General features: G+C 65.6%; 17 protein-coding genes. 7 read left to right on the top strand and 10 right to left on the bottom strand.

Annotated elements, in window-relative coordinates; all coding sequences use genetic code 11:
- Positions 1 to 9 precede the first annotated feature (9 nt).
- Positions 10 to 888 (top strand): ParB/RepB/Spo0J family partition protein, encoded by an 879-nt coding sequence (locus FY036_RS14235; protein ID WP_148915409.1) that lies wholly within the window; start codon positions 10 to 12, stop codon positions 886 to 888.
- Between the two features lie 39 nt (positions 889 to 927).
- On the opposite strand, the gene holA is transcribed toward FY036_RS14235, so the two are convergent.
- The gene (holA, locus tag FY036_RS14230) at positions 928 to 1971 is read right to left on the bottom strand and encodes a DNA polymerase III subunit delta (protein WP_148915408.1); all 1044 of its coding nucleotides are present in this window, start codon (positions 1969 to 1971) and stop codon (positions 928 to 930) included.
- Positions 1972 to 2102: 131 nt separating this feature from the next.
- On the opposite strand from holA, the gene FY036_RS14225 reads away from it, so the two are divergent.
- The gene (locus tag FY036_RS14225; RefSeq protein WP_148915407.1) at positions 2103 to 2459 is read left to right on the top strand and encodes a hypothetical protein; all 357 of its coding nucleotides are present in this window, start codon (positions 2103 to 2105) and stop codon (positions 2457 to 2459) included.
- A gap of 88 nt (positions 2460 to 2547) precedes the next feature.
- Here the strand turns inward: FY036_RS14225 and lpdA are convergent, their stop codons facing one another.
- From lpdA to FY036_RS14180, 9 genes are all read right to left on the bottom strand, one after another.
- Entirely contained in the window at positions 2548 to 3954 is a 1407-nt protein-coding gene (gene lpdA, locus FY036_RS14220; RefSeq protein WP_148915406.1) for a dihydrolipoyl dehydrogenase, read from the bottom strand.
- A 29-nt stretch (positions 3955 to 3983) separates the two neighbouring features.
- Positions 3984 to 4733, bottom strand: a complete 750-nt coding sequence (locus FY036_RS14215) for an SDR family oxidoreductase (protein ID WP_148915405.1) — start codon at positions 4731 to 4733, stop codon at positions 3984 to 3986.
- Positions 4734 to 4762: 29 nt separating this feature from the next.
- On the bottom strand, positions 4763 to 6004 hold the full coding sequence (gene odhB, locus FY036_RS14210; RefSeq protein WP_148915404.1) for a 2-oxoglutarate dehydrogenase complex dihydrolipoyllysine-residue succinyltransferase: 1242 nt from the start codon (positions 6002 to 6004) through the stop codon (positions 4763 to 4765).
- Between the two features lie 217 nt (positions 6005 to 6221).
- A complete protein-coding gene (locus FY036_RS14205) occupies positions 6222 to 9209 on the bottom strand; it encodes a 2-oxoglutarate dehydrogenase E1 component (RefSeq protein WP_148915403.1) in 2988 nt (995 codons plus the stop codon).
- Positions 9210 to 9313: 104 nt separating this feature from the next.
- Positions 9314 to 10216 carry a succinate--CoA ligase subunit alpha gene (sucD, locus tag FY036_RS14200; protein WP_148915402.1) on the bottom strand — a complete coding sequence of 301 codons (903 nt, stop codon included), beginning with the start codon at positions 10214 to 10216 and terminating at the stop codon, positions 9314 to 9316.
- Between the two features lie 18 nt (positions 10217 to 10234).
- Complete coding sequence (gene sucC, locus FY036_RS14195) at positions 10235 to 11428, bottom strand: ADP-forming succinate--CoA ligase subunit beta (RefSeq protein ID WP_148915401.1); 1194 nt, start codon at positions 11426 to 11428, stop codon at positions 10235 to 10237.
- A gap of 10 nt (positions 11429 to 11438) precedes the next feature.
- Complete coding sequence (gene mdh, locus FY036_RS14190; protein ID WP_148915400.1) at positions 11439 to 12410, bottom strand: malate dehydrogenase; 972 nt, start codon at positions 12408 to 12410, stop codon at positions 11439 to 11441.
- 261 nt (positions 12411 to 12671) lie between these two features.
- A complete protein-coding gene (gene zapE, locus FY036_RS14185) occupies positions 12672 to 13841 on the bottom strand; it encodes a cell division protein ZapE (protein ID WP_148915399.1) in 1170 nt (389 codons plus the stop codon).
- A gap of 39 nt (positions 13842 to 13880) precedes the next feature.
- On the bottom strand, positions 13881 to 14438 hold the full coding sequence (locus tag FY036_RS14180) for an AprI/Inh family metalloprotease inhibitor (protein ID WP_148915398.1): 558 nt from the start codon (positions 14436 to 14438) through the stop codon (positions 13881 to 13883).
- A gap of 190 nt (positions 14439 to 14628) precedes the next feature.
- Here FY036_RS14180 and FY036_RS14175 point away from each other — a divergent pair, with 190 nt between their 5' ends.
- The 5 genes from FY036_RS14175 to FY036_RS14155 are packed head-to-tail and all read left to right on the top strand — an operon-like array spanning position 14629 to position 20257.
- On the top strand, positions 14629 to 15711 hold the full coding sequence (locus FY036_RS14175) for an MBL fold metallo-hydrolase (RefSeq protein WP_148915397.1): 1083 nt from the start codon (positions 14629 to 14631) through the stop codon (positions 15709 to 15711).
- Between the two features lie 49 nt (positions 15712 to 15760).
- Positions 15761 to 16645, top strand: a complete 885-nt coding sequence (gene dapF / locus FY036_RS14170) for a diaminopimelate epimerase (protein WP_148915396.1) — start codon at positions 15761 to 15763, stop codon at positions 16643 to 16645.
- Positions 16642 to 17952, top strand: a complete 1311-nt coding sequence (gene mtaB / locus FY036_RS14165; protein WP_148915395.1) for a tRNA (N(6)-L-threonylcarbamoyladenosine(37)-C(2))-methylthiotransferase MtaB — start codon at positions 16642 to 16644, stop codon at positions 17950 to 17952. Before dapF ends, mtaB begins: the two co-directional genes overlap by 4 nt.
- Positions 17953 to 17969: 17 nt before the next feature.
- The gene (ftsY, locus tag FY036_RS14160; RefSeq protein WP_148915394.1) at positions 17970 to 19610 is read left to right on the top strand and encodes a signal recognition particle-docking protein FtsY; all 1641 of its coding nucleotides are present in this window, start codon (positions 17970 to 17972) and stop codon (positions 19608 to 19610) included.
- Positions 19610 to 20257, top strand: a complete 648-nt coding sequence (locus FY036_RS14155; protein ID WP_148915393.1) for a septation protein A — start codon at positions 19610 to 19612, stop codon at positions 20255 to 20257. The genes ftsY and FY036_RS14155 overlap by 1 nt, the downstream gene beginning before the upstream one ends.
- Positions 20258 to 20268: the final 11 nt, after the last annotated feature.

Raw genomic sequence — 20268 nt, 5'->3', positions numbered from 1 at the left:
GAACTGACCATGAGCGACGATCCTTCAAGAAAACGGCTTGGACGCGGCCTGGCCGCTCTCATCGGCGAAATGGACAAGCCGGCGCAGCAATCGGCCTCGACCCCGCGCATAGGCGCCGACAGCCGGGTGCCGATCGAGTTCGTCACCCAGAACCCGCGCAATCCGCGCCGCACCTTCGGCGAGGCCGACCTCGCCGACCTCGCGCAGTCGATCCGTGAGCACGGCATCGTGCAACCCGTGGTCGTGCGCACCACGCCCGCGGGGCGCTACGAGATCATCGCCGGCGAGCGCCGCTGGCGTGCGGCGCAGCGCGCCGGTCTTACCGAGCTGCCGGTCATCATCCGCGACGTGGACGACCGCGTGGCGCTCGAGATCGCCATCATCGAGAACGTCCAGCGTGCCGACCTCAACCCGGTCGAGGAGGCGCAGGGCTATCAGCAGCTCATCGACGAACACAACTACACGCAGGCCGACCTGGGCCAGGTCATCGGCAAGAGCCGCAGCCACGTGGCGAACACGCTGCGGTTGCTGAAGTTGCCCGACGTGATCCGCGACATGCTGGTGGACGGTTCGCTGTCGGCCGGCCATGCGCGCACGCTGGTCACGTCCGACGATCCGGCGGCGCTGGCCAAGCGCATCGTCGAGGAGGGCCTTTCGGTGCGGCAGGCGGAAGCGCTGGCCCATCAGCCGACCCGGCCGTGGGAAGCGCCGTCGCGCCCGAAGACGGCGGCCGAAAAGGATGCCGACACCTTAGCGCTTGAAAAGGCACTGTCGGACGTCACCGGGATGAAGGTGTCGATCAATCACGGCCAGAAGGGCGGCGAGCTGAAGGTGTCGTACAAGACGCTTGAGCAGCTGGACGAGCTGTGCCGACGCCTTCAGGGCTGATAAACAAGTAAAAACAACGCTTTGCGAAGCAGCTACCGTTCATCGCCTTGCCGCTCGCGCTGATTCGACCAGCAATGCGATCAGGGCCTGGCGCGACGAGGGAACCGCCAGATCGGCACGCTGGCGCGTCTGCAGTACCGCCGCCTGAAGTCTGTCCAGTGCGCGCGCGAGGGCGGCGGCGTTCCAGCGCTGGAGGGCCGATTCCACCAGCTTGCGGCGTGTGAAGAACACCGGCGGCCGGGCGGAGGCGACCACCGCGCCGGCTTGCTTGCCGCCTTTGTCCATCTCGTTGCGCATGACGCTGAGCGCCTGAAACTGCCGCATCGCGGCGGCAAGGACGAGATACGGGTTGGTGCCCGACGAAACCAGCCGTGCAAAGGCCGTCTCGAACGCATCGGCATTGCCGGAAAGCACTGCATCGACCGCGTCATCGAGGCTGAGGCTCGACACGTCGCCGGTCATCGCGCCCACGTCTTCGAGAGAAACCTCGCCCGCACCGTGGCAGTAGAGCGCCAGCTTTTCGATCTCGCTGCGGGTGGCGAGCCGGTCGCCGCCCAGATTGGCGCGCAGCGCCTGCCTTGCTTCGAGGCCTATGGTCAGCTTGTCGCGGCCGAGGATTTCGTCGATCACCCCGTCGATCGAGCGGCCTTCATCGGCGTAGCAGGGCAGGGCCATCGCGCCCGACGCGTTCTCAACCGTGGCGCGTAGGCCCGCCCCCTTCTTCAGGTCGCCCGCCTCGATGAGGATGATCGAATCCTTCGGCGGCGACGCCGCCAGCGCTTTGACCTCGTCTGCAAGCTGCTTGTGGGCAGCCGCGCCCTTGATCCAGATGAGCCTGCGGTCGGAAAACATCGGCACGGTGCCGGCCTCGTCGCTCAGCCGCCCGGGCGTTGCGTCCACCTCCGAAGCGTCCAGCCGTACCGACGAGAACGGATCGTCCGCATCCAGCCCCGTTTTCGCGACGAAAGCCTTGGCGCGTTCCGAAACCAGCCCCCTGTCGGGTCCGTAGATCAGCACGATGCGGACGTCCGGATCGGGACGCCGCAGCCAGCCGTCGACCTCGTGCGCTTTCTTCTGAGCCATGCGCTCTGGCTACCACAGCACGCGGGGAAGGGAAGCCCAATATCGTTGTGCTTTTGGGGGCCGGGGGAACCGGTTTCGCCTTTTGCGCGTTGTTCACCCCGATAATGCAAGTAAACGCATGGAGAACGACCATGACAGACCCGAGGAACACTGATCCGCGCTACGTCGATCCGGGCCATCCGGACGCTCCCCGCGTAGCACCCCATTCACCCTACACCGACCCTGCGGCGGACCCGCGCGTCGTGAACGAGACCGTCGTGCACAACAGCGGCGGCCGTGGCGGGCTGATCGCAGCCGGCGTCATTGCCGTGCTGCTGGTCATTGCGCTCATCGCGTTTACCTCCGGTCCCGCTACCGATCCCGGCACGACTGCCGTGATCCCCGAGCAGACCGAGGAAATGGCGCCTGCGCCGGCTCCCGAGGCTGCTCCGGCAGAGCCGACCGCTCCGGCCGCCCCGGCTGACGAAGCGCCTGCCGCCGACCAGTAAGCGTGGCGTTACCGCGTAAGTAAGTGTTCGCGTACAAAAAAGGCGGGTCCGAAAGGGCCCGCCTTTTCTCGTCTGCGAGGAATACCGTCTACATGTGGATCGGCTTGGAGAAAGTGGCCAGTGCTGCCTCCTTCACGGCCTCCGACATCGTCGGGTGGGCGTGGCAGGTGCGGGCGAGATCTTCCGACGAACCGCCAAATTCCATCAGAACCGCAGCCTCGTGGATCATCTCGCCGGCCCCGAAGCCGACGATATGGACGCCCAGCACCCGGTCCGTCGCCTTGTCGGCCAGCACCTTGACGAAACCTTCGGTCTGCAGCATCGCGCGGGCACGTCCGTTGGCGGTGAACGGGAACTTGCCGGCCTTGTAGTCCACCCCCGCCTTCTTCAGCTCTTCCTCGGTCTTGCCGACGGAAGCGACCTCGGGGCTGGTGTAGACCACGCCGGGGATGACGTCGTAGTTCACATGGCCCGCCTGCCCCGCCAGCATCTCGGCGACGGCGACGCCTTCCTCCTCGGCCTTGTGCGCAAGCATGGGGCCTACGACCACGTCGCCGATGGCGTAGATGCCCGGCACGTTGGTTTTGAGGTGGCCGTCGACCTTGACGCGACCGCGCTCGTCCAGCTCGACGCCGGCGTTTTCAAGGCCTAGGCCATCAGTGTAGGGCTTGCGGCCGGTCGCGACCAGAACGGCATCCGCCTCGATGGTCTCGGCGTCTCCGCCCTTGACGGGTTCGAACGTGACTGAAGCGCCCTTGCCGGTCTTCTTCACGCCCGTCACTTTCGCGCTCAGCTTGAAGTCCATGCCCTGCTTGGCCAGGATGCGCTGGAACTGCTTGGCGACCTCGCCGTCCATGCCGCCGAGGATGGTGTCGAGATACTCGACCACCGTGACCCTGGAGCCCAGCCGCGCCCAGACCGAACCGAGCTCCAGCCCGATCACGCCTCCGCCGACGACGACGAGATGGCCCGGCACCTTGTCGAACTCCAGCGCGCCGGTGGACGACACGATCACCTTCTCGTCGAAGGCGACGTCGACGCCCGGGATGCCGGCAATGTCGGAACCCGTCGCGATGACGATGTTCTTCGTCTCGATCTCCTGCGCCTTGCCGTCCTCACCGGTGACGGACACCTTGCCGGCCGCCAGAACCTGGCCGGTACCCTGGAACGTGTCGATCTTGTTCTTCTTCATCAGGAAGACCAGACCCTTGGTGTTCTGCTCCACCGTGTTGACGCGGTGCGCCATCAGCTTCTTCAGGTTCACCTTCGGCTTCGAGATTTCGATACCCAGCGCGTCGAACGAGTGCTCTGCCTCCAGCAGCATCTCGGTCGCGTGCAGCAGCGCCTTGGAGGGGATGCAGCCGACATTGACGCAGGTGCCGCCATAGGTGTCGCGCTTTTCGATCAGCGCGGTCTTGAGGCCGAGCTGCGCGGCCTTGATGGCGCAGACATAGCCGCCGGGGCCAGCTCCGATAACGACGACATCATAGCTCATGGGAAGTCCTTCCTTCTGCGCGGCGGCCCTCAGCGCCCGCCGCTCGTATTCAGTATCGCGCCCGTCGTATAGGACGCTTCTTCGGACAGAAGCCACAGCACGGCGCGGGCGACCTCGTCGGCCTTGCCCTCGCGCTGCATCGGCACCAGCCCGCGCATTGCCGCCACCCTGTCGGGCTGGCCGCCCGAGGCGTGGATCTCCGTGTCGATGATGCCCGGCCGCACGGCGTTGACCCGGATGTTCTCGGTCGCCACCTCGCGGGCAAGCCCCAGCGTGAAACTTTCGATCGCGCCCTTGGAGGCCGCGTAGTCGACATACTCGCCCGGCGAGCCCAGCACCGCGGCGACCGAGGATATGTTGACGATGGCGCCGCCCTGGCCGCCATGCCTGGTCGACATGCGCTTCACGGCTTCGCGGGCGCACAGCAACGAGCCGATGACGTTGATGCGCATCATGCGCTCGAAACGCGCGATGTCCATCTCGTCGAGCCGCGCCTTGCGATCCACCACGCCGGCATTGTTGACCAGCCCGTCGAGCCGTCCGAAGCGTCTGTCGACGGCCTCGAACATGGAAAGCACGTCGGCTTCGACCCCGACATCACCCTTGACGGCAAAAGCCTCGCCGCCGGCTTCGGTGATTTCGTCCACCAGCGCGGTGGCTGCTTTGTCGTTCGCCGCATAATTGATCGCGACGCGCCAGCCAGAGGCTGCGCCCAGCCGTGCGACGGAGGCGCCGATCCCGCGCCCGCCGCCCGTCACCAGCATCGCCTTTGCAGCCATGTCGGTCGCTCCGGTTTGGCCTGTCAGCCCTACAGATCCAGCACCAGGCGCTCGGGGTCTTCCAGCGTTTCCTTGACGCGGACGAGGAAGGTAACCGCTTCCTTGCCATCGACGATGCGGTGATCGTAGGAGAGCGCCAGATACATCATCGGCCGCACGACGATCTGGCCGCCCACGACGACGGGGCGCTCCTGGATCTTGTGCATCCCCAGAATGCCCGACTGCGGCGCGTTGAGGATCGGCGTCGACATCAGCGAGCCGTAGACGCCGCCGTTGGAGATGGTGAAGGTGCCGCCCTGCATGTCGGCGACCGAGAGCTTGCCGTCGCGTGCGGCGATGCCCAGACGGCCGATCTCCTTCTCGATCTCCGAGATGGACATGGCATCGGCATCGCGCACCACCGGCACGACGAGACCCTTCTCCGTGCCAACAGCCACGCCGATATGGGCATAGTTCTTGTAGATGATGTCGGTGCCGTCGATCTCGGCGTTGACGGCGGGGATTTCCTTCAGCGCGTGGGTCACGGCCTTGGTGAAGAAGCCCATGAAGCCCAGCTTCACGCCGTGCTTCTTCTCGAACAGGTCCTTGTACTTGGCGCGCAGGTCCATCACCGGCTTCATGTCCACCTCGTTGAAGGTGGTGAGCATGGCGGCCGTGTTCTGGGCGTCCTTGAGGCGGCGCGCGATGGTCTGGCGCAGCTTGGTCATGCGCACGCGTTCCTCGCGGACAGCATCGTCGCCCGAAGAAGGCGCACGGGCCGCTGCGGGCACCGACGGGGCGGCGGCCGGTGCGGAAACGCCCTTGGCGATTGCTTCGAGCGCGTCGCCCTTGAGCACCTGGCCGCGCTTGCCGGAGCCCGTAACCTGATCGGCCGAGATGCCGGCTTCAGCCAGCGCCTTTGCCGCGGCCGGAGCTGGTGGCATGTCGGTCTTGCCGGCCTGCGCGGCGGCCGGAGCAGCCTTCGCAGGCTCCGCCTTCGGCGCTTCGGCCTTGGGCTCTTCCTTCTTTGCAGGTGCAGCTGCGGCAGCACCGCCGCCCGCCTCGATCATGCCCAGCAGCGCGCCCGGCTCGACCGTGTCGCCCTCGTTGACGGTAATCTCGCCCAGCGTGCCGGCGGCAGGCGCGGGAACCTCGATGGTCACCTTGTCGGTTTCCAGCTCCACGACGGGCTCGTCGGCGGCGATCGCGTCGCCTGCCTTCTTGAACCACTTGCCGATGGTCGCTTCAGTGACGGATTCCCCGAGGGTCGGGACGCGGATTTCGGTTGCCATGTCGGATTCCTATCCGTTGGTTCTGGAATGAATGTCGGTCGCGAGAAAGGACCCCCACCCTTTATCCCTCCCCACAAGGGGGAGGGAGGGCGTCAGCGTCTCATTTGTCGTTTCCATCGATGCAAAGATGACGGTGCGCGCGCGACGCGCATGTCTCCCTCCCCCTTGTGGGGAGGGGTAAGGGGTGGGGGAGTGCCTGGGCGCGACGCTCATTGGCCTATTCGCCCAGCGCGTCTTCGAGGAAGGCCTCGAGCTGCGCCAGATGCTTGGACATGAGGCCCGTCGCCGGGGATGCTGCCGCCGGACGCCCGGTATAGCGCACGCGCTGATGCTTGGCGTCGATATGGGCCAGCACCCATTCCAGATACGGGTCGATGAAGGACCACGCGCCCATGTTCTTGGGCTCTTCCTGGCACCAGACCATCTCCGCATTGCGGAAGCGCGACAGCTCGTTGATGAGCGCCTTGGCCGGGAACGGGTAGAGCTGCTCGACACGCAGCAGATAGACGTCATTGACGCCGCGCTTCTCGCGCTCCTCGTAGAGATCGTAATACACCTTGCCGGTGCACAGCACGACGCGGCGGATCTTGGAATCCTTCACCAGCTTGATCGGCTGGTCGGCCAGCAGTTGCGCATCGTCCCACAGCAGGCGGTGGAAGGAGCTTTCGCCCGACATTTCCGACAGGGTCGACACGGCGCGCTTGTGGCGCAGCAGCGACTTGGGCGTCATCATGATGAGCGGTTTGCGGAAGTCGCGCTTGAGCTGCCGGCGCAGGATGTGGAAGTAGTTAGCCGGCGTCGTAACGTTGGCCACCTGCATGTTGTCTTCTGCGCACATCTGCAGGAAGCGCTCCAGACGGGCAGACGAATGTTCCGGTCCCTGCCCTTCGTAGCCATGCGGCAGAAGGCAGACCAGACCCGACATGCGCAGCCACTTGCGCTCGCCCGACGAGATGAACTGGTCGAACACGACCTGCGCGCCGTTGGCGAAATCGCCGAACTGGGCTTCCCACAGCGTCAGCGCGCGCGGCTCTGCGAGGCTGAAGCCGTATTCGAAGCCGAGCACGGCTTCTTCCGAGAGCATCGAGTTGATGACCTCGTAGTTCGCCTGCGCCGGGCTCAGATTGTTGAGCGGGATATAGCGGTCCTCGCTCTTCTGGTCGTAGAGCACGGAATGGCGCTGCGAAAACGTGCCGCGTTCCGAATCCTGGCCCGAAAGGCGGATAGGGTTGCCTTCCATCAGAATGGAGCCGAACGCCAGCGCTTCGCCGGTCGCCCAGTCGAGGCCTTCGCCCGATTCGATCGCCTTGCGCCGGCTTTCGAGGAAGCGCCCGATGGTACGGTGTACCTCGAAGTCCTTCGGCACGTCGGTCAGCTTCTTGCCGATTTCCTTGAGCGTCTTGAGCGGCACGGAGGTCTTGCCGCGGCGCTGCTCATCCTGATTGTCGGCGGTGCGCAAGCCCGACCATGCGCCATCCAGCCAGTCTGCCTTGTTGGGCTTGTAGGACTGGCCGGCCTCGAACTCGGTTTCGAGCCTCGCGCGCCAGTCGGCACGCATGGCATCGACCTCATCCTGCGTCAGCAGGCCTTCGCCGATCAGCTTCTCGGAGTAGAGCTGTACCGTCGTCTTATGGGCGCGGATATTCTTGTACATGATCGGCTGGGTGAACGCCGGCTCGTCGCCTTCGTTGTGGCCGAAGCGGCGGTAGCAGAACATGTCGATGACCACCGGCTTGTGGAAGGTCATGCGGAATTCCATCGCCACCTTGGCGGCGTAGACCACGGCTTCCGGGTCGTCGCCGTTGACGTGGAAGATCGGCGCCTCGATCATCTTGGCCACATCCGACGGATAGGGCGACGAACGCGAGAAACGCGGATTGGTGGTGAAACCGATCTGGTTGTTGATGATGAAATGCAGCGTTCCGGCGACGCGGTGGCCGCGCAGGCCCGAAAGCCCGAGGCATTCGGCCACGACACCCTGTCCGGCAAAGGCGGCATCACCGTGCAGCAGCAGCGGCAAAACCTTGGCGCGCTCCTCGATCGGCACGGTCTCCTCGCGGGTGCGGCCGAAAATCTGGTCCTGCTTGGCGCGGGCCTTGCCCATCACCACCGGGTTGACGATCTCCAGATGCGACGGGTTGGCCGTCAGCGACAGGTGCACCTTGTTGCCGTCGAACTCGCGATCCGACGATGCGCCAAGGTGATACTTCACGTCGCCCGAGCCCTCGACGTCGTCGGGGGCGTAGGAGCCGCCCTTGAACTCGTGGAACACGGCGCGGTGCGGCTTGGCCATCACGTTGGTCAGCACGTTGAGGCGGCCGCGGTGGGCCATGCCCAGCACGACTTCCTTCAGGCCCATCGCGCCGCCGCGCTTGATGATCTGCTCGAGCGCCGGAATAAGCGATTCACCGCCATCGAGGCCGAAGCGCTTGGTGCCCTTGTACTTCACGTCGATGAACTGCTCGAAGCCTTCCGCCTCGATCAGCTTGGAAAGGATCGCCTTCTTGCCCTGCGGCGTGAAGTCGATGCCCTTGTCCGGCCCCTCGATGCGCTCCTGGATCCAGGCCTTCTCCTCGGGATTGGAGATGTGCATGAACTCGACGCCCAGCGTCGAGCAGTAGGTACGCTTGAGGATGTCGAGCATCTGCCGGACGGTGGCGTATTCCAGCCCCAGCACATGGTCGATGAAGATCGGGCGGTCGTAATCGGCCTCCGTGAAGCCGTAGGCCTCGGGCGAAAGCTCGTTGTAGTCTTCCTTTTCCTCGGCAATGCCGAGCGGGTCGAGATCGGCGTGCAGATGGCCGCGCATGCGATAGGCGCGGATCATCATGATGGCGCGAACCGAATCGCGCGTCGCCTGCAGCACGTCGGCGTCGGAGAGCGCGGCGCCCTTGTCGGCCGCCTTTTCCTTCACCTTCTTCTCGACGTGCTTCTCGACCGCACCCCAGTCGCCGTCGAGCGCGGAGACGAGCTCGCCATTGGCGGCTACCGGCCAGTTGGGCTTCGTCCAGGAAGCGCCCTCTGCGCTCTTGCGCACGTCGCCGGCGTCATCCTTCAGCGCGGCGAAGAAATCCCGCCATTCGGGATCGACCGAAGAAGGGTTTTCCTGCCAGGCCGCATGAAGCGTCTCGATATAGTCGGCATTGCCGCCATAGAGAAACGAGGTGAGCGAAAATTGGTCGTTGGCCTGATCTTGCCGCGCCATCTGTCTTTCCGGAGCGCTTGCTCCGTCTCCTTCTTAAGGGCAGTCGGTTTTCGGCAGCCGGCAATCGGATCGTCCCGACTGCCGGCTGCCAGATGCCGAATGCCTCACCCCTTGATCGCCTCGACCAGGGTCTTGCCGAGGCGGGCCGGCGAAGGCGACACGCGGATGCCCGCTGCCTCCATCGCCGCGATCTTGTCTTCCGCGCCGCCCTTGCCGCCGGAAATCACCGCGCCGGCATGGCCCATGGTGCGTCCGGGAGGGGCCGTGCGACCGGCGATGAAGCCGGCCATCGGCTTGCTGCGTCCGCGCTTGGCTTCGTCGCGCAGGAACTGGGCAGCGTCTTCCTCGGCCGAACCACCGATCTCGCCGATCATGATGATCGACTTGGTCTCGTCGTCGGCGAGGAACATCTCGAGGATGTCGATGAACTCGGTGCCCTTGACCGGGTCGCCGCCGATGCCGACGGCCGTGGTCTGGCCGAGGCCTTCATTCGTCGTCTGGAACACTGCCTCATAGGTAAGCGTTCCCGAGCGCGATACAACGCCGACCGAGCCCTTGCGGAAGATCGAGCCCGGCATGATGCCGATCTTGCATTCGTCGGGGGTGACGAGGCCGGGGCAGTTCGGGCCGATCAGGCGCGACTTCGACTTGTCGAGCTTCGCCTTGACCTTGACCATGTCCATCACCGGGATGCCTTCCGTGATGCAGACGATCAGCGGGATTTCGGCCTCGATCGCCTCGATGATGGCGGCTGCGGCACCTGCCGGCGGCACGTAGACCACCGATGCGTCCGCACCGGTCTTTTCCTTGCCCTCGGCGACGGAAGCGAAGATCGGCAGGCTTTCACCCTTCGAGCCGGTCCAGGTCTCGCCGCCCTTCTTGGGGTGGATGCCGCCGACCATCTGCGTGCCGTGATAGGCCAGCGCCTGCTCGGTGTGGAAGGTGCCGGTCTTGCCGGTCAGGCCCTGGACGAGGACCTTGGTGTTCTTGTTGATAAGGATCGACATAAATTCTGGTCCTGTCCGTTAGCCGTTGACCGCGGCGACGATCTTCTTGGCGGCGTCATCGAGGTCGTCGGCGGCCGTGATGGCGAGGCCGGACTCGTTGAGGATCTTCTTGCCAAGCTCGACATTGGTGCCTTCGAGGCGCACGACCAGCGGCACCTTCAGGCCCACTTCCTGGACCGCAGCGACAACACCTTCAGCGATGACGTCGCACTTCATGATGCCGCCGAAGATGTTGACGAGGATGCCTTCGACCTTCGGGTCGGCGGTGATGATCTTGAACGCTGCCGCGACCTTTTCCTTGCCTGCGCCGCCGCCGACGTCACAGAAGTTCGCCGGCTCCTTGCCGTAGAGCTTGATGATGTCCATCGTCGCCATGGCGAGGCCCGCGCCGTTGACCATGCAGCCGATATTGCCGTCGAGCGCGACATAGGCGAGGTCCCACTTGGAAGCCTCGATCTCCTTGGCGTCTTCCTCGGTCTCGTCGCGCAGTTCCTTCACGTCGTCGTGGCGGAACAGGGCGTTACCGTCGAACGACATCTTGGCGTCCAGCACGCGCAGGCGGCCGTTGGTCATGACGATCAGCGGGTTGACCTCCAGCAGGCTCATGTCCTTCTCGACGAATGCCTTGTAGAGGATCGGGAACAGCTTCTCGCCGTCCTTCGCCGCTTCGCCGGCCAGTTCCAGCGCCTCGTTGATCCTGGCGACATCGGCAGCGGTCACGCCGGCTTCCGGGTCGATGGCGATGGTGTGGATCTTCTCGGGCGTGTCATGGGCGACAGCCTCGATGTCCATGCCGCCTTCGGTCGACACCATGAAAGCGACGCGGCCGACCGAGCGGTCCACCAGCAGCGAAAGATACAGCTCGCGGTCGATGTCCGCGCCGTCCTCGATGTAGAGGCGGTTGACCTGCTTGCCGGCATCGCCCGTCTGGGCGGTCACCAGCGTGTTGCCGAGCATCTCGTTGACGTTCCTGACGACGTCCTCGACGGACTTCGCAAGCCGCACGCCGCCCTTGGCGTCGGGGCCGAGTTCCTTGAACTTGCCCTTGCCGCGGCCGCCCGCGTGGATCTGGCTCTTGACCACATAAAGCGGGCCTGGCAGCGACCTTGCGGCAGCTTCAGCCTCGCCCGCCTTCATGATGGCCACGCCTTCGGCGACCGGTGCGCCATAGCCCTTGAGGAGCTGCTTGGCTTGATATTCGTGGATGTTCATGCGGATAGCCTCACTTCTTCTTGCCGAGAGCCGGCGCGATGCCGATGCAGGCCTCGCAGAGACCCTGCACGGCTGCGACAGACTTGTCGAACATCTTCTGTTCGGCCTTGCTGAAGTCGATCTCGATGATGCGCTCGACGCCGCCGGCGCCGATCACCACCGGCACGCCGACATACATGTCCTTCAAGCCGTACTGGCCCGAAAGGTGCGCGGCGCAGGGCAGCACGCGCTTCTTGTCCTTGAGGTAGCTCTCGGCCATGGCGATCGCCGAGGCGGCCGGCGCGTAGTAGGCGGAGCCGGTCTTGAGCAGGGCGACGATCTCGCCGCCGCCCTTGCGGGTGCGCTCGACGATGGCGTCCAGCTTTTCCTTGGAGGTCCAGCCCATCTTGACCAGGTCGGGCAGCGGAATGCCGGCAACGGTGGAATAGCGCACCATCGGCACCATGTCGTCGCCGTGGCCGCCGAGCGTCATCGCGCTCACGTCCTCGACGGAGACGTTGAATTCCTCAGACAGGAAATAGCGGAAACGGGCCGAGTCCAGCACGCCGGCCATGCCGACCACGTGGGTCTTGGGGAGACCGGAAAACTTCTGCAGCGCCCAGACCATGGCGTCGAGCGGGTTGGTGATGCAGATGACGAAGGCGTTCGGCGCATATTTCTTGATGCCCGCGCCCACCTGCTCCATCACCTTGAGGTTGATGCCCAGAAGGTCGTCGCGGCTCATGCCGGGCTTGCGCGGCACGCCGGCGGTCACGATGCAGACATCCGCGCCCTCGATGGCCGAATACTCGTTGGCACCGACATAGCGCGCGTCGAAGCCGTCCACCGGCGAGGATTCCGCGATGTCCAGTCCCTTGCCCTGCGGGATGCCTTCGGCGATGTCGAACATGACGACGTCGCCGAGTTCCTTGAGGCCGACGAGATGGGCGAGCGTGCCGCCAATCATGCCGGAGCCGATGAGGGCAATCTTGTTTCGAGCCATGGTGATTGTTTTCCCTGTTGAGTGCGCCGGTCTGCTACCGCGCCGGCCTGAATAAAGCGTTGCCGAGAACTGCGTTCGGACACGGGAGGCCGTCCGAATTAGCGTTGGGGCATAGACGCATCGCCCAAAAAACTCAACCGATTATTACCGAGCAAACATTTTCAATCGTTTAGATGTTTTTTGTCTTACGTAAACGTCAATTGTTTTGAGTCGGTCGAGCATGCAAGCGTCGGCGGCGCACGGAATTGCACGCCGGATGGATCAGTCGGCGCCAGCGCGCGTCGCGGCTGCGTCCAGCCATTCGCGGCTCTGCATCTCGGTGAGGCGCGAAGCGGTGCGCGCAAACTCGAATGCCTCCGTGCCGCTGGTGCCGGCATAAAGCCGTTCGGGCGAGGCCTCGGCGCTGGCCACGAGGCGCATCTTCTGGTCGTACAGCGTGTCGACCAGCAGGATGAAGCGCTTGGCCTCGTTACGCCGCTCCTGCCCCATCACCGGTATGCGGTCGATGAACAGCGTGTCGAAATGGGCGGCTATCGCGAGATAGTCGCGCGCCCCCAGCGGCTTTTCGCACAGATCTGCAAAGGTGAAGCGCGCGGCCGTGCCGTTGGCGCGGGGCACCACCACTTCGCGGCCCTTGACGGCAAGGCGCTCCTGCCTCGTCACGTGGCCGGCGGTCGCCGCCTCCCACGCCTCGTCCATCAGCGCGTCGGCGTCCTCGCCCAGCGGCGAGATATAGACCTGCATGCGGTCGAGGTTGCGGCGGCGATAGTCGGTCGGCCCGTCCAGCGCCATCACCCGCGTGTGGCGCTCCAGTATGCCGATGAAAGGTTCGAACAGCGCCCGGTTGAGACCGTCGCGATAGAGGTCGCGTGGTGCGACGTTGGAGGTGGCCACCAGCACCACGCCCTCGGAAAACAGGCTGGAGAAAAGCCGCGACAGCACCATCGCATCGGCGATGTCGGTGACCGTGAACTCGTCGAAGCACAGCACCCACGCTTCTTGGGCGAGCGCCCTGGCAACGGGTGGAATGGGGTCGGTTTCCTTCGTCTCGCCCCGCTTGAGCATCTCGCGATGCTTCTGGATGCGGTCGTGAACGTCGGCCATGAAGTCGTTGAAATGCGCCCGGCGCTTTCGCTTCACGGTCACGCGCTCGAAGAACATGTCCATCAGCATGGTTTTGCCCCGCCCCACGCCGCCATGGACGTAGAGGCCCTTGACCGGCTCATGCGTCGGCTTGCGCTTGGCGAAGAGCCAGCCCAGCGCGCTCGACTTGGAGGCGAGGCGCTTGGACGCGATCTCCTCGATCAGGCGGTCGAGCGCATCCACCACGGCAAGCTGCGCCGTGTCGCCGACGATGGTGCCGGACTGCTCGAGATGCTGGTAGTCCTGCCTGACGGTGCGAAACGTCGGCAGCCCGTCAAGCGAGGACATTGCGGGAACCCGATTGCTGCTATTCGGTCCGCACCAATACTAGCGGGAAAGCGAAATGGGAATGCCGCTGCTGGTCTGGCCGTCGAAACGCTCGCCGCCCGCAGACTGGAGCCGCGCCAGCACGTCGCCATTGTCGTCGTAGAGTGCCAGCTGGCTGCCCGAGACGTTCCACGAGCGCACCCCGTCGAGCGGCGCGGGGCAGCGCAGCGGTCCTGCGCGGTAGCCCTGGCCGAAGCGCGTCTGCGGCGTGGCGATGCGGCAGCTCTGGCCCGAAACGCTGGCGTTCCACACGCCTGCAACCGCGCCCGTAGTCACTTCCGGGCCGCTGGCAGCTCCGGGGTCCACGGCTGCCATCTGCGTGCCATCGCCGGGAAGGCCTTCGGAGCCGGGAGGGGCTGGAAACTGGCTCGGATCGGTCGTGCCGGGCTGAACGGGCGGCGGAAGCTGGCCCATGGTCACCGTACCTGCGGGCGCTGCCGGAAGCGGTGCCGGAGACGGGCCACTGGTATCGAGCCGCGAGAAACGCTCGCTCTGGCAACCCGCCAGCGCGAGTGCGAGAAAGGTCGTGGCAACGACGCCGGTCAGTTTGAAAGCCATAAATTCCCTCCGTCGAAGCGAATGCCGCTCCGCACGTTTGTTCACGTCCCCTTCAATCGCCAGAATAGTGGCGATCTTGGGGACAATCCACCGCATATGGTTAAATAAGCGTTCGAGGCAATGGTTCTGCGGGAGAAAACGGCCTCTCCTTTCGGTTGCACGGCGGTGCCGAGACGCTATCCTGCCAGCCATGAACAGACGCAGAATGATGAAGTGGCTGGGTGTCGGGGGTCTTGCCACCGTCGGTGGCGGCGTGGCCGTGCAGGCGCAGGCCGGCAACCGCTATTATGACGGGCCGGAAAGCGACCATTTCGACGGTTCTGTGTTCTTCAACCCGCAGGGGAAGCCGCCCGCCCGCTTCGCCGACCTGATGCGGTGGCAGCTGGGCGGCGGCAGGGCCACCTGGCCCGCCGAATGGCCGAGCCCGTTCGAGCCGGCCAAGCCCGAGCCGCGCGTGGAAGGCAACCGCCTCGTGGTCACGATGGTCGGCCACGCGACATTGCTGATCCAGACCGCCGGCCTCAACATCCTCACCGATCCCGTGTGGTCGCAGCGTGTGTCGCCTTTCTCCTTCGTCGGGCCCAGCCGCGCCAATCCGCCGGGCATCTCCTTTGAAGACCTGCCGCCGGTCGACCTCGTCCTGCTGAGCCACAACCATTACGACCATCTCGACGTCGCCACTCTGGCGCGGCTGAAGGCTGCGCACGATCCGCAAATCATCACGCCGCTCGGCAACGACGTCATCGTCCGCCGCTCGGTGCCCGATATCCGCGTCGCCGCGCATGACTGGGGCGAGACCGCCATCTGCGGTTCGGTGCCGGTGCATGTCGAACCGGTGCATCACTGGTCGGCGCGCGGCATGGGCGACCGGCGCATGGCGCTCTGGGCGGGCTTCGTCATCGAGACGCCCGGCGGCAACATCTATGTCGTCGGCGACACGGGCTTTCACGGCGGCACCAACTATCGGGGCGCGGCGCAGAAACACGGCGGCTTCCGCCTCGCCATCCTGCCCATCGGTGCCTACGAGCCGCGCTGGTTCATGGAGGCGCAGCACCAGAACCCCGCCGAGGCGGTCGAGGGCATGCTGCTTGCCAACGCTTCGTTCGCCGCCGGACACCACTGGGGCACGTTCCAGCTCACCAACGAGCCGGTGGAAGAGCCCCGCCAGCTTCTGGAGGCCGCGCTCGATGCACGCGGCGTGGCGCGCGAGCGGTTTCGACCGATGCTGCCCGGCGAGGCCTGGGAGGTTCCACCGGCATCCACGGCCGCGTGAGACCGCGCGAGACTGGTAATTCCGGGTCAATTCCGCCATATAGCGGCGCATGAGCGTACGCGTCCCCTTCGCCAGGATGAACGGCATCGGCAACGAGATCATCGTCGCCGATATGCGCGGCCGTGCCGACCGCATCTCGGCCGCCGCCGCCATCGCGATCAACGTCGATCCGGCGACGCGCTTCGACCAGATCATGGCGATCCACGATCCGCGCACGCCCGGAACCGACGCCTATGTCGAGATCCTCAATTCCGACGGCAGCCATGCGCAGGCCTGCGGCAACGGCACGCGCTGCGTCGTCCAGGCGCTTTCGGCCGAAACCGGCAGGAAGACCTTCACCTTCGAGACAGTGGCAGGCCTTCTTAACGCGCGCGAGCACGAGGACGGGCTGATCTCGGTCGATCTTGGCAAGCCGCGCTTCGGCTGGCAGGACATTCCGCTGGCTGAGGAGTTTCGCGACACGCGGATGATCGAACTGCAGATCGGGCCGATCGACGCGCCGGTGCTGCACTCGCCGTCGGTCGCATCGATGGGCAACCCGCATGCGATCTTCTGGGTCGATCGCGACGTCTGGTCCTACGAGCTCGACCGCTTCGGCCCGCTGCTTGAAAACCATCCGCTCTTTCCCGAGCGCGCCAACATCACCATCGCGCAGGTCACGGCGCGCGACGCCATGACCATCCGTACATGGGAGCGCGGCGCGGGGCTGACGCTCGCCTGCGGCTCGGCCGCCTGCGCGGCCGCCGTCTCGGCAGCGCGCACCAACCGTACCGGCCGCTCCGTGACGGTGACCGCGCCCAGCGGCGGCAAGCTCGCCATCGAATGGCGCGACGACGATCACGTCATCATGACCGGTCCTGCCGAGTGGGAGTTTTCCGGGACGCTCGATCCGGCGACCGGCGCGTGGCAGCGCGATGTCGAGGGCGCGGCATGAGCGGCGGCAAGGGCATCGACAACAGGGGCATCGACCTCGTCACCTTCGGCTGCCGTCTCAACACCTACGAGTCCGAGGTGATGCGCCGGGAAGCGACGGCCGCCGGACTCGGCGAACTCGCCGGCGGCGCGATCATCGTCAACACCTGCGCGGTCACGGGCGAGGCCGTGCGGCAGGCGAGACAGGCGATCCGCAAGGCACGGCGCGACAATCCGGCTGCCCGCATCATCGTCACCGGCTGCGCGGCCCAGACAGACCCCGACAGCTTCGTCGCCATGGGCGAGGTCGATCTCGTTCTGGGCAACGAGGAGAAGCTGAAGGCGCACAACTACCGCGCCCTGCCCGATTTCGGCGTCAACGACTTCGAGAAGGCCCGCGTCAACGACATCATGTCGGTGACGGAGACCGCCTCGCACATGGTCGACGCCATCGAGGGTCGCGCACGCGCCTTCGTGCAGGTGCAGAACGGCTGCAACCATCGCTGCACCTTCTGCATCATCCCCTACGGACGCGGCAATTCACGCTCGGTGCCCATGGGTGCGGCGGTCGAGCAGGTCAAGCGGCTTGCCGGCAATGGCTATGCCGAGGTGGTGCTGACCGGCGTCGACATGACCGGCTATGGCGGCGACCTGCCCGGCAGTCCCAAGCTCGGCCGGCTGGTCAAGACGATCCTGAGGCAGGTGCCCGACCTTGCGCGCCTGCGGCTTTCCTCGATCGATTCCATCGAGGCCGACGAAGAACTGCTGGAAGCCATCGCCACCGAAAGCCGGCTGATGCCGCATCTGCACCTGTCCCTGCAGGCTGGCGACGACATGGTGCTGAAGCGCATGAAGCGCCGGCACAGCCGCGACGATTCGATCCGGTTCTGCGAGGACGTGCGCAGGCTGCGGCCCGACATCGTGTTCGGCGCGGACCTGATCGCCGGTTTCCCGACCGAAACCGAAGACATGTTCCAGAACTCGTTGAAGATCGTCGAGGAGTGCGGGCTCACCCACCTTCACGTCTTCCCGTTCAGCCCGCGCGAGGGCACGCCCGCCGCGCGCATGCCGCAGGTGGACCGCGGCATCGTCAAGGAACGCGCGGCCCGGCTTCGCGCCGCGGGCGACACCGCCTATCGCCGGCATCTCGCCACGCTCGCCGGAACCACCCAGCGCGTGCTGGTCGAACGCGAGGGACTGGGCCGCACCGAGGGCTTCACGCTTGCAGCCATCGATGCCGGTGCGCCGGGGGAGATCGTCGATGCGACAATAACCGGCCATGACGGCGAGCGGCTGCTTGCCCGGCCCGTGGCCGCACGGGCCGCCTGAAGGATACGCGCACAGACATGGCATTCGGTTTCATCAAGAAGATATTCTCCTTCGGCAACAAGGAGGTCGAGGAGCGCCCGGCCGACGACGCACCAGCCGCGCTGACCCCGCCGCAGCCTGCCGAAGCCGCGCCGGTTACGCCCGCGCCGGCCGTCGAGCCGGCAGCACCCCCGCCTGTCGAGCCCGCTGTTGCGGCGGCTCCCGTCGCCCAGCCCCCCGTCGAAGGCCCGGTCCCGGAATTTCTGCGCCGCCCCGCCCATGAAGCAGCGCCTGCCGTCGAGCCAGAGCCCGCGCCCGAGGCAGAGCAGCCGGTCGAGCCCGAGCCGGTTCCAGCCGAAATCCCGCCGGTTTCGCTCGAGCCGGAGATCGCGCCCGTTCCCGAACCGCGTCCCGTGCCTGAAATTCCGCTTGAGATGCCGGAACCGGCCCCGACAATTCCAGAGCCAGAGCCAGAGCCAGAGCCAGAGCCAGAGCCAGAGCCAGAGCCAGAGCCAGAGCCAGAGCCAGAGCCAGAAGTAGCGCCTGCGCCTCCCTCCCACTTGAGGGGAGGGTCGGCCGGCGAAGCCGAGCGAGGTGGGGTCCCCGGATCGTCGAGCGCGTCCAAGCCGATGCCCTCCGCTCTATCGAACGAGCCACTCTCAGAGCCGGCAAAAGAGGTCCAGCCGTCACGCGTCACGGTCTCGAAAGCCGTCGAGGCGAAGGCGGCTCCGGTCGCGCCTGCGGAGCCCGCTTCCGCGCCGCGTACGCCGTGGTTCCAGCGTCTGCGCGAAGGCCTGTCGCGGTCCTCGCGCGAGCTGCGCGACAACATTTCCGGCGTCTTCACCAAGCGCAAGCTGGACGACGACACGCTGCAGGATCTCGAGGACGTGCTGATCCGCGCCGATCTCGGCATGGAGACGGCGATCCGCGTCACCGATGCGCTGGCGTCGGGCCGCTACGGCAAGGATGTGTCCGACGGCGAGGTGCGCGCCGTGATGGCGCAGGAGGTCGAGAAGGTGCTGACGCCCGTGGCGCTGCCGCTGGAGCTCGACCTGTCGCACAGGCCGCATGTCATCCTCGTCGTCGGCGTCAACGGCACCGGCAAGACCACCACCATCGGCAAGCTCGCCGCCAAGCTAACGGCCGGCGGGCTCAAGGTCACGCTTGCGGCCGGCGACACGTTCCGCGCTGCGGCCATCGAGCAGCTGAAGATCTGGGGCGAGCGCACCGGCTCGCCGGTCGTCTCGTCCAGGCTGGGCGCGGATGCGGCGGGCCTCGCTTTCGACGCCTACAAGCAGGCGAAGGACGCAGGCTCCGACGTGCTCATCATCGATACGGCCGGCCGCCTCCAGAACAAGGCCGAGCTGATGGCGGAGCTCGAAAAGATCGTCCGCGTGCTTGGCAAGCACGATCCGGAAGCGCCGCACACGGTGCTCCAGACGGTGGATGCGACGACGGGCCAGAACGCCCTCAATCAGGTCGAAATCTTCCGCAATGTTGCGGGCGTCAACGGGCTCGTCATGACCAAGCTCGACGGCACGGCGCGCGGCGGCATCCTCGTCGCCATCGCGGCGAAACATAAACTGCCGGTCTACTTCATCGGCGTCGGCGAGCAGGTCGACGACCTCGAACCCTTTTCCGCAGGCGATTTCGCCAAGGCGATCGCCGGAGTGTCCTGATGAACCAGATTATCGAACGCGACCCCGCCGACCCAAAGAAGAAGGAAGACATCAACCCCCTGCTCAAGCTGGCGCTGGAGCTGGGGCCGCTGGTCGTTTTCTTCTTCGCCAATGCGCGGGGCGAAAGCCTCGTCGAAAGCTGGCCGGCGCTCGGCTCCTTCGGCGGGCCGATCTTCCTCGCCACAGGCCTTTTCATGGTCGCCACGGCCATTTCGCTGTCGGTGTCGTGGCTGCTCACGCGGTCGCTGCCGATGATGCCGCTGGTTTCCGGCGTCGTGGTGTTCGTCTTCGGCGCGCTGACACTGTGGCTTCAGGACGACGTGTTCATCAAGATGAAGCCGACCATCGTCAACACGCTGTTCGGCTCGGTGCTGCTGGGCGGGCTTTTCTTCGGCAAGGCGCTTCTGGGCTACGTCTTCGATTCTGCCTTCAAGCTCGACGCCGAAGGCTGGCGCAAGCTCACCTTCCGCTGGGGGCTGTTCTTCTTCTTCCTTGCGGTGGCCAACGAGATCGTCTGGCGCAATTTCTCGACCGATTTCTGGGTGGCCTTCAAGGTGTGGGGCATCATGCCCATCACGCTCGTCTTCACATTCAGCCAGATGCCGCTCATCATGCGCCATTCGCTGGAGGACAAGCCGGCGGAATAGACCGGCGAAGG

It is taken from the genome of Neoaquamicrobium microcysteis, from assembly GCF_008180155.1.
Lineage (GTDB): Bacteria > Pseudomonadota > Alphaproteobacteria > Rhizobiales > Rhizobiaceae > Aerobium > Aerobium microcysteis.
This window is presented reverse-complemented; position numbering and strand designations above follow the sequence as displayed.

Bases quoted from the DNA above. Each gene is read 5' to 3' on its own strand.
- FY036_RS14235 (WP_148915409.1), top strand. From the start codon at position 10: ATGAGCGACGATCCTTCAAGAAAACGGCTTGGACGCGGCCTGGCCGCT.
- FY036_RS14175 (WP_148915397.1), top strand. From the start codon at position 14,629: ATGAACAGACGCAGAATGATGAAGTGGCTGGGTGTCGGGGGTCTTGCC.
- FY036_RS14215 (WP_148915405.1), bottom strand. From the start codon at position 4,733: ATGGCTGCAAAGGCGATGCTGGTGACGGGCGGCGGGCGCGGGATCGGC.
- dapF (WP_148915396.1), top strand. From the start codon at position 15,761: ATGAGCGTACGCGTCCCCTTCGCCAGGATGAACGGCATCGGCAACGAG.
- zapE (WP_148915399.1), bottom strand. From the start codon at position 13,841: ATGTCCTCGCTTGACGGGCTGCCGACGTTTCGCACCGTCAGGCAGGAC.
- mdh (WP_148915400.1), bottom strand. From the start codon at position 12,410: ATGGCTCGAAACAAGATTGCCCTCATCGGCTCCGGCATGATTGGCGGC.
- sucC (WP_148915401.1), bottom strand. From the start codon at position 11,428: ATGAACATCCACGAATATCAAGCCAAGCAGCTCCTCAAGGGCTATGGC.
- lpdA (WP_148915406.1), bottom strand. From the start codon at position 3,954: ATGAGCTATGATGTCGTCGTTATCGGAGCTGGCCCCGGCGGCTATGTC.
- holA (WP_148915408.1), bottom strand. From the start codon at position 1,971: ATGGCTCAGAAGAAAGCGCACGAGGTCGACGGCTGGCTGCGGCGTCCC.
- FY036_RS14180 (WP_148915398.1), bottom strand. From the start codon at position 14,438: ATGGCTTTCAAACTGACCGGCGTCGTTGCCACGACCTTTCTCGCACTC.
- FY036_RS14205 (WP_148915403.1), bottom strand. From the start codon at position 9,209: ATGGCGCGGCAAGATCAGGCCAACGACCAATTTTCGCTCACCTCGTTT.
- FY036_RS14225 (WP_148915407.1), top strand. From the start codon at position 2,103: ATGACAGACCCGAGGAACACTGATCCGCGCTACGTCGATCCGGGCCAT.
- FY036_RS14155 (WP_148915393.1), top strand. From the start codon at position 19,610: ATGAACCAGATTATCGAACGCGACCCCGCCGACCCAAAGAAGAAGGAA.
- sucD (WP_148915402.1), bottom strand. From the start codon at position 10,216: ATGTCGATCCTTATCAACAAGAACACCAAGGTCCTCGTCCAGGGCCTG.
- mtaB (WP_148915395.1), top strand. From the start codon at position 16,642: ATGAGCGGCGGCAAGGGCATCGACAACAGGGGCATCGACCTCGTCACC.
- odhB (WP_148915404.1), bottom strand. From the start codon at position 6,004: ATGGCAACCGAAATCCGCGTCCCGACCCTCGGGGAATCCGTCACTGAA.
- ftsY (WP_148915394.1), top strand. From the start codon at position 17,970: ATGGCATTCGGTTTCATCAAGAAGATATTCTCCTTCGGCAACAAGGAG.